This window comes from uncultured Holdemanella sp. (assembly GCF_958348295.1).
Classification (GTDB): domain Bacteria; phylum Bacillota_I; class Bacilli_A; order Erysipelotrichales; family Erysipelotrichaceae; genus Holdemanella.
In genome coordinates, this window is record NZ_CATVYQ010000056.1 from 1 (window position 1) to 12,955 (window position 12,955).

10 protein-coding genes and 1 pseudogene are annotated in these 12,955 nt (G+C 31.2%); 5 read left to right on the top strand and 6 right to left on the bottom strand.

All coding sequences use genetic code 11. From position 1 onward, the window contains the following. On the bottom strand, nt 1-208 hold a 208-nt coding region (locus Q3907_RS09320), incomplete at its 3' end, for an NTP transferase domain-containing protein (protein WP_367881491.1). 1,199 nt (nt 209-1,407) lie between these two features. Between Q3907_RS09320 and Q3907_RS09325 the strand changes: the two genes are divergently transcribed. From Q3907_RS09325 to Q3907_RS09345, 5 genes and pseudogenes are all read left to right on the top strand, one after another. Then, a complete protein-coding gene (locus Q3907_RS09325; protein WP_301898076.1) occupies nt 1,408-1,857 on the top strand; it encodes a hypothetical protein in 450 nt (149 codons plus the stop codon). Next, complete coding sequence (locus tag Q3907_RS09330; protein ID WP_301898077.1) at nt 1,850-2,452, top strand: hypothetical protein; 603 nt, start codon at nt 1,850-1,852, stop codon at nt 2,450-2,452. The genes Q3907_RS09325 and Q3907_RS09330 overlap by 8 nt, the downstream gene beginning before the upstream one ends. Further along, nucleotides 2,442-2,828, top strand: coding sequence for a hypothetical protein (locus Q3907_RS09335; protein WP_296072548.1), 387 nt, complete (start codon nt 2,442-2,444; stop codon nt 2,826-2,828). Before Q3907_RS09330 ends, Q3907_RS09335 begins: the two co-directional genes overlap by 11 nt. Nucleotides 2,829-3,246: 418 nt before the next feature. Next, the gene (locus Q3907_RS09340; RefSeq protein ID WP_301898083.1) at nt 3,247-4,131 is read left to right on the top strand and encodes an Abi family protein; all 885 of its coding nucleotides are present in this window, start codon (nt 3,247-3,249) and stop codon (nt 4,129-4,131) included. Between the two features lie 102 nt (nt 4,132-4,233). After that, nucleotides 4,234-4,446, top strand: a pseudogene (locus tag Q3907_RS09345) (ATP-binding protein); the annotation flags it as partial. A 935-nt stretch (nt 4,447-5,381) separates the two neighbouring features. On the opposite strand, the gene Q3907_RS09350 reads toward Q3907_RS09345, so the two are convergent. The 5 genes from Q3907_RS09350 to Q3907_RS09370 all read right to left on the bottom strand — a co-directional run bounded on the left by Q3907_RS09350 (nt 5,382) and on the right by Q3907_RS09370 (nt 12,688). Beyond that, nucleotides 5,382-6,020 (bottom strand): type II toxin-antitoxin system RelE/ParE family toxin, encoded by a 639-nt coding sequence (locus Q3907_RS09350; RefSeq protein ID WP_301898078.1) that lies wholly within the window; start codon nt 6,018-6,020, stop codon nt 5,382-5,384. A 979-nt stretch (nt 6,021-6,999) separates the two neighbouring features. Then, nucleotides 7,000-7,662, bottom strand: a complete 663-nt coding sequence (locus Q3907_RS09355; protein WP_301898079.1) for a hypothetical protein — start codon at nt 7,660-7,662, stop codon at nt 7,000-7,002. A gap of 108 nt (nt 7,663-7,770) precedes the next feature. Next, the gene (locus tag Q3907_RS09360; protein ID WP_301898080.1) at nt 7,771-8,196 is read right to left on the bottom strand and encodes a hypothetical protein; all 426 of its coding nucleotides are present in this window, start codon (nt 8,194-8,196) and stop codon (nt 7,771-7,773) included. 17 nt (nt 8,197-8,213) lie between these two features. Beyond that, entirely contained in the window at nt 8,214-9,341 is a 1,128-nt protein-coding gene (locus Q3907_RS09365; protein ID WP_301898081.1) for an AAA family ATPase, read from the bottom strand. Between the two features lie 182 nt (nt 9,342-9,523). Further along, on the bottom strand, nt 9,524-12,688 hold the full coding sequence (locus Q3907_RS09370; RefSeq protein ID WP_301898082.1) for a CAP domain-containing protein: 3,165 nt from the start codon (nt 12,686-12,688) through the stop codon (nt 9,524-9,526). Nucleotides 12,689-12,955: the final 267 nt, after the last annotated feature.

Here is a 12,955-nt window from a genome sequence, read left to right on the forward strand (position 1 = left end):
GGATACGATTTCCAATAACTTCTTTGAATTCTTCTTCAATATCCTTACGAATAATGAATACGACTTTATCAAAGCCAGCTTCCTTGGCATCATAAATCGAATAATCCATAATGATTTCTCCATTTGGGCCCATTTTAGCTAACTGTTTGATTCCACCACCAAAACGAGAACCAATTCCAGCTGCCATAATAATTAATGTTGTTTTCATAAATAATATAACCCCCTGCTCAATCATACTAGTATATAGTCTATCTTAATTCAACTTATAATGTGTTAACAAAATATAACGACGATAACTTATATAACTATTAAAGACTTAGCAACTTTTCAATATCAAAATTAACATCTTAAATTTTATAATTACGCAGTATTTCGTGACACTTTCAGCATCCTAGCGATTTCAAGCTGAGAAACGAATTCTCAAACCTGAGTTCAAGAATTCGTTTTAAATCTCGCATATAAAAAACACCTCCAATTCGCAAGATTTGTAGAATTTACTATTCTACAAATACATCTTACAACTGAAGGTGTACAAACGGCTCTAATTAATGGATTGGGTGGTTCTCAGTACTGTACGGAGGGCTCTGAGTACGTAGAATACTCATTCTTGGATAAGAAAAGTTCACATGAAAATAAAATCTATAAAACAACATAAATCATCTAATTTTATATCCATTATAATCATCAGCCCTTTATTATTAAACGCATTCTTACATTCCGTTTTTCTCAAGCAAAAAGAAAAGATGTGACCACCATTAAGAAACATCTTATCCTTTAACTCATTAACCTTTATAAAATCAAATTAACTTGTCCTTCTTTGGCTTTCCTTTACGATTAGTGTAAATAACAATAAAATTTAGTAAAATATATCAATTAATTGATATTTTAGGATAATATTTACCACCAAGTAACATAAATCTCTATAAATAATTCCACTCTATATTTGCCTAAAATAATTATAATTCATTCTGTATAAAATACTAGAAAACCAATATTTCCGTTCTGCTAATAAATTTTATATTATATGTCTACATACAAAAAAGATTGGGGAGCAAAACTTACATTATAATCTTCTAAATCTTTAGGAGGACTAAATATTTCAACCTTACCTAATTTATAAACATAAGCTGTTTTACATCCACGAAAATATTCACGGTATTTTATTTTACTGATGCCCGATTCAGCATTAGTCAGTTTCCATATCTATAATTACTTCATATAGACTACACCGCTAAATTATGTTAGATTAAAATTCAATTTAATCAATAGTCCAACATCATAACAATTACTGAAATTGCATAGATGAAAAATATCTTGATTATTAAATATAAACTTTTAACTATTAAATGTCTTATTTCACAATAAATTGGTTGATTCATGTTATAATTTAACCGGAGATGAATAATTATGGATATGAATCAGGCAAAACAATTATTTCCTTCCTATTACAAAAGTAAAGAATTAGAAAGAATTCTAGAAGTTGATGAAGAAAAAGAATTTAATGTATATAGAATTTGTAAAAAAGGGATAATAGATAAAAACGCTTTTGTACCATCAAACGAAGAATTTTCAAATATTGAAATTGATACAAATGATATTGATAAGACTATAAATTCCTATTCTGTTTCAACGTTCGAAAAATTTAATGATATAAAACGAACCCTTAAATTAATGCAAAGAAAAAACCCAAAAGCTAAAGTTGCTTATGGAACCACTGTACGATCTTGTGGATTATCGGCGCACACAAAAAACTACATGAAAAAGAAGAATGCTAAATCGCATATTGATTGGTGGGTTTTTAAAAATTCAAATCCCCATCAATACTTCAAAGAGTTAGAAGGTGATATAAATGACTAAAAAAATTTATTTTGAAAATACTCCGAATTATGGAGATTTATATATAGACTATATTTTCCATTACGACGACCAGCCTATACTATTTTCTTTAAAAGATAAATTCTCAAATTTGTACTTATGTGTATGTTATGAACTACGTGAATACCAAAAATGGTTTATAGCAAAAGTTGATTTTAATGATTTGAAGCAAATGAATGACAACAAGAAGACTGTTCTAGAATTATTTTTAAAAAACGATTCTCTATTACAAGCTCAAAGAAAAAGCTTCACTAAAAAAATTAATTATACATTTGAAACAACAAAAGAAATTGATCAAGACTTACTTCCTGAAAAAGGTTTCTATTTAGAAACAGACAATGAAGAACAAGAAGAATTTAATGAGTTTTATGCAAAAGAAATTCAAGAGGCAGGTTGTTATAGTTATATAATAAAAGAAAAATTTGCTCAACCAATTCATATTCGTAAAAAAATAAAGATTCATCTGTCTAAAAGAAAACTATTAGAAAAAGACGCTTGTACTTATAATTATTCCTTTAATAACGCACTAATAAATTCAAGCAAACATAAAAGCGGAGGTGTTTTACATGGATTTTAAAATTACCAATCATCAAATAACAAAATTAAATATAGATTTTAATCAAGCAAAGAACACAAATGAAATGGCAGATATGTTATTAAGTTTTAATATCAGAGTGCCAGAAGATAAAGATGATCATCAATATAAAATAATTATTAAAGTCTCTTTTAATATAAATGATCTTCAATTGTTTTTAATGCAAGAGGATATAGAAATAGAATTAAATAAAGATGTTAAAAATATGGATTCTAATAAACTTGCTGAATATATAAAAAACACATGTTTTGAGGACACATATAAAATTTTTCAACAATCCTATGCGCAAGTCTTAAAAGCTATAAACGTTAACTATATTGACTTACCAACATTTGAAGAAATAAAATCAAGATTTTAAGAAAACCAGAAAATCCCATTCTTTAATTACCATCCTTAATGAATCCACATCATAAGTGCAATCTTACAAGGATGGTTTTATTATTAGGATGGTAACTGAAATTATATACCAGGAGTACGAATATATTTCAAACTATCAACAATCAAACAAAAGCAATAAAATCTTCTCAAGTTTATACAGCATTATGTGAACTGAATGATACATGTCATTTTGAGCCCAATAAGTCTCAAACATTTTCAACAACCATAAGCATCAACACATAACTAACAACATACAATATCCCAAAAATTCGGTTATTAGAAATGATGAAATCGTACAGCTATAACAAGAAATATTAAATAAAAAAACCTGGCCTCCATCTCAATCAAGTTGAGGTAGGATTCCAGGATGCGCATATCAATCTCAGTCCTTACTAAATATTGGCTACTATCATGGATACAAGGGATACCGTTTCATTTGTACTCCAAACCAGCGCATTCCTTTTTCGTCTCTTGATGAAGTCATTGCTTTAAATAAATTTGATATGCAGTTAAAAACCATAATTTATCCAAAAGTAATGTTTATCGAAAACGCACTTAAAAGCTACGTGATAGAAGCTATTCTTCATGACTGTCATTCCGAAAACCTAGATACCATATTTAACAAGTCTATTACTGACTACAAATCATATACGCCTGGAAGCCAGCAATACCACAAACAGTATGCAAAACGGATGACTCTTAAGGGGAAAATCAACAATGCCCTTTTACGTGATTATTCAAGCAAAAAACAAACTGTCAATCATTTCTTTAATGCAGACCAACCAATTCCCATTTGGGCCATTTTCGAATCTTTGGCTCTTGGAGAGTTTGGAACTTTTTTCGCCTGCTCAAATTCAAATGTCAAGTTGAAAACTTCAAGTATACTTCATTTACCAAGTAATATTGACACAGACGGAAAAATCACTGAATACATCATTTATGCTATCAAAGATCTTCGTAATGCTGTTGCTCATAACAACACCATTTTTGATACTCGTTTTCAAACAAGCACTATAAATAATCGACTTGTTTTTCTTCTCGAAACAGAGGTTGGAATCACCGGTTTAGATTTCAAGTATATTTATGCTTACATTATTTTAATTACTTATGTCCTACGTAAAATGGGAGAGACTAAAACATCCTGCAAACACTTTATAACGGAATTCATCGACTGCATCGATTCGTTAAGAAAACAAATTTTCCCAAACATTTGCAATCAAATTCTAGAGACTCAGCAGCGAGCACACCTGCGGCAGTTACAAAATTTTATTAGTCAATCTTAAAACCTCTTGCATAATGTTATTCGGTGTAGTATATTACTGCTATGAATTGCGGTGGTCGTCTTCGGACAACACCTAGAAGGAACCTGATGCGTCGGGTTCCTTTTTCTTTTTTCAAAAAAATGTAGACATCTATTTGAAATTCTCGATTCAAGAGAAGAAAGAAAATCGGCAGTGTTTATTTCTCAAATCCCAGTAATCCCAGTAAAAGAATGGTACGATTTATTTAAGGATTGTACATATGCTGATGCGTGTTTAGATCGAGTTATATGTGAAGCATATCGTCTAGAATTTAAAGATGAATCAATAAGAAATTAAATCAAAAAATTGATGCACCGGTTGACCGCTATAGATACACCGATGGTGCGCTACACACGTACCATTTTCCGTCATATGCATAATCTGAAATGAATCTTGTGACTACATCAATATTTTGTTTATTAATATAATGAAAAACAGAAATTCTCAAACATCAGTTCAAGAATTCGTTTTAAATCTCGCACAAAAAAAAACACCTCCAATTCGCAAGATCAATAGAACTTAATTTCTCTAATTCAATTATGTAATTTGATTCATTCAACCCAATCTCTTTACACAAGACTCATAATTATCTCTTAAACGAAAATCTGTAAATTCAACACGAGCCTTTATATTCTCAGAAGAATACGTATGATCATGACTAGGGCCAACAATCTAGTGAATGTGCATATTCCCATGCACGTTTTTCTTTCTTGTTAGGAACAACTCCATTTCGAATTTCTGAGTGCTTTACATATCGTTGTACCGGCCTAAAGAAATATCATATCATGTTACAAAACCATCCGTAATTAGTTTTCCATAATCATTGCACCTGTTATTCAGGGATTTCCTGTACCAGTTTATTCTCACAACTTATTTTATTGGAATTGTATTTTTATTTGAAGTTTTTGTAAATTTAGCTTTGTGTTAAATTTGCTGTTCAACATTATGGGAAACCATGAAAAAGCGCCACATTTTTCAATATACCATGATTAACAAAAGTATTGACAAGCACACTCTAGATTAGTTCCAGAAAAACCAAAACATCACAATCTTTACTGTTGAAAAAATGTACAATATTCTTAACTTTACACCCAATGATGTGTTCGCTTTTAAAGATGAAAACGATTTGTAATACCGTCATAGTATAACAATATTCCTATGGCGATGTTTCTGTATATGTTGGGACAAATAAAAACCGCAGTTGAAAATTCCTGCGGTTTCTATAATACTCTTTACATTTTATTTTTTGTTGGCATTGGAACAAATTCCAGCTTTAATTGCATCCCTAATCCATGTGCAAGTTTTTTCACCATACTTAGGCTGGGATTTCTTGTTCCGTTCTCAATTCGGCTTATATCTGCCTGCGTTATTCCGGTTTTGGTTGATAAATCTTTCTGTGTCATATTCTGCTGCACTCTGGCATCAATCATCGCCTGGATAATATCATATTCCGGTTGCAGTGCATCATATTCTGCCTTTACCTCCGAATTCTGTAATGCTCTTTTCTTATAATCTTTATAGCTACTCATTGCCATACCTCCGTTCATAATCTGCTTTATACTTCTTTGCCAGTTTTGTTCTGCCTTTGGTGTCTTCTGCGATTTTTTTATAAATCCATTAGTCAGTACCGCCTTCTTTCCTACAATAAAGAAATACAGTACTCTTGTAATATCTGATCCTTGCTTGGTACGAAGCTCAAATATTCCATTTTCCAATGGTTTTGAATATGGCTCACGAAGCAATGGACCGTTCATTTCCAGTAAGTCAATTGTTCGCAATGTTTTTGCCAGTAACTTAGGCTCCAGAGAATCTAATAATTCCTGCACAAGGCATCTTCCATCTTCTGTATCATATAAAATAATCTCGTACATTAATATGTTCCTTCCTCTTTATAATTATATTATGTCGTATTCAACATATTGTCAAACTAATTTCAAACACTTTTGTATCATAAAAAATCAATTTAAAAGCATCAATGAATTTGTTAATTATTAATGTTTTATGCTAAATTATAAGTAGAGATAGAAATATCTTTAGTGAACAAGCACTTTAAGCTGAAGACAATAGGAAGTCGTTAAAATGTCCTAATCGTGGTCACTTTAAGTGATGGGGTGACAACCACCAGTAAAGTTGTGGACAATGCAAAGTCGTTAAAATATTCAATCATTGTCGCTAATAGCGATGGGCTGACAGCCAGCAGATAAACTTGTATTAGAATCAGATGTCTTAGGATGTCTTTTTTTGTTTCATTCAATTTAGTCATGCAAAAAGAAAGGACCCTATAATGTCGTCCAAACCTAATCTCATCTATAAACTGTTTTTGGGTATATGCCACTCTCACTTAAATTCTTTGCTAGCAAATTCACTTAACCCTTTCAAATTCGTTGCTCTATTAAAAAAATGTAAACAATCAACCCAGCACATAAAATACTCAGTAATCACAAGAATTTTTTTACAGTAAATCAATTATCAAAATTTATTTAACTACGATTAATTGTTTTAAGTTAGATATGGTTGTGTAATTTATACTTACAGTACCATCCTAATAATGTTTAAAATTTCCTGAAACAATTATTTTCGCTTGATATTTTTCATATTCCATTACATCTTATAACTTGACAATCTCTTCTATGATTTTAATTGCATTCAGAAGAACCTCTCTATCATCAAACCTCAGGAATAAATTTAAACACTTTGATCATTCTTCCATTATCAATCATTAAAATATGAAATTCCGCAATATCTTCTGCCAACCCAAATATGTATATCATACACTCTAATGAAAGCATTTCATTCTCTAATAGGTAATTCTGCTGAAAACTCTAAAAGAAAATACACTGTACTTGGAAATTAATTGATAGTTGGACAAAGCAATATCGAAGTAATAATAATCTGGTAATCATCCATGAATTCTGCATGCTGCAAATAATACAGTATGGCATTTACTTCCTCTTGTTCATAGCGGTCTTTGATTTTTACACCAAACTCCATATTCTTGAATTTGAAATTCATTTGTTTCATTATGATTCCACGATTGATTTGTTTAGCACGAATACACGGAAGATCTCCACGCTTTTTAAAATGAACCGTTTCTCCATCCGAATAAAGACATTTTTCGATTCCACGAAATACAACCTCCGCTTTCGTTAGTGCAAATACGGCATCAATTCCATATTTCTTTTTAATGGCAATCATTGAAGTTCTGCAGTAATCCCATATCACATCATACTGTTTCTGCATTTCCTTCATCTGATCACATACATCTTTTAATGCCTTTTTATTATTGGCATTCTTATATTTCTTATAAAGACTTTTTAGCTTGCGATACCTTTTCGTACGAACAATCTGATCATATCTTTTTTTCATGATTCCAGTCAGTTCATTACCAGCTTTACGAACCAAATCGGCATAATGAAAAATCTGACACTTTTCTACATAAGTCAGATTCGTTTCCAATACGAATACATGTCTATCTGAACATCTACGATAGGCTTTCAATTCGGGTTGTATCATTTTTCTGCTCCTCGATATTGTTTTCATTGTTACCTCTTAATCAACTTACTATCATTTTTATACTTCGCAAATACACCTTTTGGATCTTGATTCCAAAATAAATCAATATCAAACTGATTGTTTATTAATACTTGTTTTAAATTTTTTACACTTTGCTAAATCACTCTTATACTCACTATTCGATTTACTTCTCATAAGATCTTTAACATTTGTGATATTACAACTACGTACTAACTCATCCTCCAACTTTTTAACTTCAGGAATGATAATCACCTTTTTCACATTAGGCTGTTTCTTTAAAAAACGTAGGTTGCTATCTAATATATCCGTTTCATCTTTATCTGTATCAAACACTAATATTACAATGGTTCCCGGCTTTAATTTCATCAATATATTTTTGTTCAATTTATTCTGAATAACATTAAACACATCCACTTTTCCGGCCTGAATACATTGAAAATCTGTTTTTAACGTATTAATAATGGCCCGTTCTCCAACACCTTCAACAAAGAAATGATAAATATTTTTAGACATGGCAATAACTCCTAATCCTATAAATCTTCAATTTTATATAATAAATCTAAGTTTGGTGAAACAGAGAATAGATCATTATCAACCGCATTTCTTAATGAATCCGTACTCTTCTTTAGATAATCAGCAGCATTAATTACACTAATTATTTGATCATCTTCAAACATTTCTTTCTTTAAAAAATTAAAGCTATGCTTTGGAAGCGGCAAATCCAATATATCTAAATTATGCGTTGTAAAGAATAACTGACTATTTGGTTTCAACAAAGAAATCATTAATGATAAAAAGCCCTTTTCAATGTCAGAATGTACATACGAAAACTTTTCATCACAATAATAAAAACTATGTTTATCCGATTTAATAGAAGCTACGATACCCGCAATATCAAGCCCAGATTTTGTACCACTAGACAACATACTAGGATTCAATATCTTACCATTTTTAATAAGAATCTCCTCCTTACCCATTTGAATGGCATAAGTATCTTCAATTTCATTTAACTTAATAATACACTTAACTGCAGGATCCAATACTTTTAAAGTATTTTTCAAAACTTGTAAATACTCTTCATTATCTTCAATGCGATACCTAGTTTCAAAATACGCATCAAACGGAAATGAAAATGGCCATGACAAATTCTTCAATTTTTCTAATTCCATAATATAATTCGCGTCCGTAAAACCTGTCATAATCGAATCTAATCGCTTAGCACATGTCTCATAATTCTCTCTTTGTTTAATATCTGTGGATTCAACACGAATCTTAATGTTTTCAGAAGAATAATCATGATCTGCACTTGGATCAAATTCTGCATTTATTCTATACAACTTATAAATACCATGATCCATATTCACAAAGTCCATTGAAAATGAAGCCTTTTTATCTTTATCCGCAATATACGACGTAATAATTTCAACATTTCTTTTTCCAATCAAAATAAAGATTGAAAGAATCAAACGCCCCAAAGACGTCTTTCCAGTCGCATTTGAACCCATAATAATATTCACTTTTTTATAACGAAAATTCGACATTCCTTCCAAATGCTCATTTTCAATATAAGAATTTACAATCTTTTTTGGATACGAAAAATTCACATGAAAATTTCTAAACGCACATAAATTATCCAATTTTAAATCCATAACAATCATATGTCTTAACCCCCTATCTTTATTATATTACTTCTACTCATTAGAACTAATACAAGTATATACTTGTATTTCATTTTACTCAACCAAAAAACCAAAAAAAAGTCCAACAACACTGTTGTTATAAAAAAGAGATGCACAACTATATGTACATCTCTTTTATCTATGAAATAAGATTTTATTTATTATTTCTTACTTCTCTTTTTAGCTTCAATCACACCAAGTGCTGCAACACCCATTAATGCTGCATTAGAAACAAATTGCGTGTCTACACCTGTATTTACATCACTTGTTTTTGTAGTTTCTGCCTTCTTTTCTTCATCCTTTTTAGCATGTTTTGCACTAGCCTTAATATAAGTATCTAATTTTTTCATTGCACTTTCATATTCAGCCTGCGCTTCATCTTGCGCATGTTTTGCGTTTTCATACTCTTCTAAAATTCTGAAGTATCGAGCATTTGCGGTTGCTAAATCTTGTTCAATTTGATTTAATTCATCCACTTCTCTAGCATATTGATTTAAATACAATACTAATTCTGAATCATCGACATCACTTAAATCTGCGTTTGAACCTTGTTCTCTAACTCGACGCATAAAAGCAAGTACCTTTTTTTGGCCTTCTTTTTGATTTTCTGTATTGTCTTTATCTTTTGTTAAAGCTACAATTTTTTCTTTTGTTTCTTTAACAACTGCCTGAGCATCCTTTTCATCTTGTACATATCTTTCAATCAAAATATTCTGTGCTTCAAGCTCATTATTAAGTGCTTTAAGCTCTTCTTGTTTTGCATTAAACTCATTTACTTCTTGTAAAGCAGCTTGATAATTTGTGTTTGCACCATCCAAAGCTCTTTGAGCAGCAGCTAATGAATTATTTACGCTATTTAAGTTATTTTCTACTGTATCCTTATCATTAAGAATCATTTCATAAGCATTTTGTTTTTGATTCACTAAAGTTTGTGCATCTCTTTCAGCTTGTTTTGAAACCTCTAAATCTTTCTTGGCATTATTTAATGCCTCTTCAGCCTTAGCCTTTTCACTGTCCCAATCACTAATCTTTGTACTTAATGCATTAACCCTATCACTTGCTTCTTTTACAGCTGCATCCTTATTGTCTTTATTTGTTTGCTCAGCTAGTTTAGCTTGTAATTTAGCTTCTACAGCTTCTTTTGCACTATTTAAAGCCACATTACTAGCATCCGCTTTAGCTTGAGCATCATCCACAGCTTTTTGAGCATTTTGTACAGCTGTTGCAGCGTTACTTAATCTTGTATTTGAAGCAGCTAATTGCGCATCTAATTCTGCCTTTTCAGCCTTGGCATTATCCAATGTCTCCTTTTGATTTGCTAATAATTGTTGTACATTCAATAAATCAGCTTTAGCCTGCTGTAATTCTTGATCACTCTTTGAATCACTCGCATTCTTAACGTTTTCCTGCAAGAAATGATGTTCTGCAGGAATACGATTCATTAAGCCCCAATATAGTGTATATTTTTCTTTGAATTCTTTAGTAGTTAAAATAACATCTTTACTTGGTCTATGAAAATAATCAAATTCCTGTGTAAATGTAGATAGTCCAGTAAATTGAAGACCACTAGAACCTGCTATATAATCCCCTTTGAACGCAAAACCAGTTAATGTAGAAGCTGGATTCACAATATTTAAATAATGACCCACGCTCATATAAACATTTGGATATTTTTCAAATAATTCATACGCACTCAATTTTTTATATTTTTCATCCAAACCATCATAGATTTTCTTTTCTTCATCATACCAACCTCTAAATGGACTGTTTTCTCCATTGGCAGCACCATATCCCCACGCATGATTTTCACCAGATGATACATTTGCACCTGAATGACCATGAATTTTTGACGCATAATTGGCATTTAATTCTGCATCTGCCATTAAATAGGCACTTACCTTTAACTCAGATAAGCCTAAATCCTTACGAATCTGATTACACTCATCAATATAATCAAATACATAATTTAAATAATTTGTATTTGTAGCATCATCATTACCACCAAGTGTTGTATAATCCTTTAATACATCACTCGGTTTACTTAATAATTCAACGGCAGAGTCTGCGCCCAAATATTGGAAGAATGTTTTTGTACCCTGCTTATTATTAAACATTTCAATCAATTCTTTATTTGTTTTTTCAAACTCAGCCAATCTTTCCTGAGCAATCTGCTTTTCAGATTTACCAGAATCATAATCTTTTTGAGCTTTGTCTACTCTTTGTTGAGCAGATTCAACCTGTTGTTGCGCTATCTTATAAGCCTCTTCATAATCCTTGATCAAATCTGCCTTTTCATCAACTAAAGTTTTGGCTTTGTCATAAGCCTGTTGTGCATTAGTCTTTGCCTCATTTGCATTCTCTAATGCTTTTTTAGCATTCTCCAATTCAGTTACACTTGCATCATAAGCCACTTGTTTTGAAGCTTGATCCTTAAGTGCATCATTATAATTTGTTTCTGCATTTGTTAATGCATCGCTTGCTGTTTTCGCATTAGCCTTAGCCGTTTCTAAATCAGTCTGAGCCTTTGCTAAATCGCTCTTTGCAGTATCTAATGCATCACTTTGATTAAATGAATCTACATCAGCTTGTGCCTTATCAACAGCTGCTTGTTTAGCTACAACATCATTTACAGCAGTCTGATATACAGCTTTCGCATCATCAAGCTCTTTCTTTTTAGCTTCTACATTTGTATTTACAGCTTCCAACAGACTTAAAGTTTTATTTTTAAGTGTTTCAGTATTTTCATAATCCTTCTTTGCCTGATCCACACCTTGTTCTGCACTATCAAGTTTATCCTTTAAAGCCTTTTCATTATATTTACTAAGCTCAGCCTTAAGGACATCACGCTTTTGTTCTTTATCCTCTAAATCTTGTTTTGCTTTATCCAAAGTGTCCTTTGCAACAGCTTGCTGATCTTCTTGATCCTTTAATTCAGCCTTTTTATTTTCAATCTCTTTTTCCAAATCACTAATTTTTTTAGCCAAGTTATTATAAACATCTTCCTCAGCATTCAATTTACCATCAACTAGAGACTGTTGATTTGTCTTTTGGTCCATTAATTCATCGACTGACTTTTGAGACGCATCCACTAGTTCTTTTTTTGCATCTACATCTGCCTTTTTTTCATCCAAATTGCTCTTAGCATCCTTGACAGAATCTTCCAATTTTTCCTTTTCAGTCTTAGTCTTAGATGCATCTTCTTTCACAAATGCAGGATCTTTAATTTCTTCTGCCAATACATTTGTAAAATGTGGATTAACCATTGTCGAAGCAGCTGTAAAACCAACTGCAGCCGTAATAATTAGTTTGTCTTTTACACTCTTCATCTTTCAATTACCTCTCACTATACAAATTTATAATACGCTCTTTAGCAATTAATTTTATTAACAAATGATAAAAAAAGAAGGTAAAATTAATTTACCCTCTATTACATTTCTTTAAATAACCAAGTCTGCGCATTTGATCCATTCATTTCATAGATATCAATATTGTTTCCATTTGAAGTCTTTGAAGCATATAAATCCAATGCATAATTTGGATCTAAAGCTGATACTAACACATATCCATTTCCATTTTTAACGGCAATCCATTTT

Bases quoted from the DNA above. Each gene is read 5' to 3' on its own strand.
- Q3907_RS09365 (WP_301898081.1), bottom strand. From the start codon at position 9,341: ATGATTGTTATGGATTTAAAATTGGATAATTTATGTGCGTTTAGAAAT.
- Q3907_RS09355 (WP_301898079.1), bottom strand. From the start codon at position 7,662: ATGATACAACCCGAATTGAAAGCCTATCGTAGATGTTCAGATAGACAT.
- Q3907_RS09360 (WP_301898080.1), bottom strand. From the start codon at position 8,196: ATGTCTAAAAATATTTATCATTTCTTTGTTGAAGGTGTTGGAGAACGG.
- Q3907_RS09330 (WP_301898077.1), top strand. From the start codon at position 1,850: ATGACTAAAAAAATTTATTTTGAAAATACTCCGAATTATGGAGATTTA.
- Q3907_RS09335 (WP_296072548.1), top strand. From the start codon at position 2,442: ATGGATTTTAAAATTACCAATCATCAAATAACAAAATTAAATATAGAT.
- Q3907_RS09350 (WP_301898078.1), bottom strand. From the start codon at position 6,020: ATGTACGAGATTATTTTATATGATACAGAAGATGGAAGATGCCTTGTG.
- Q3907_RS09370 (WP_301898082.1), bottom strand. From the start codon at position 12,688: ATGAAGAGTGTAAAAGACAAACTAATTATTACGGCTGCAGTTGGTTTT.
- Q3907_RS09325 (WP_301898076.1), top strand. From the start codon at position 1,408: ATGGATATGAATCAGGCAAAACAATTATTTCCTTCCTATTACAAAAGT.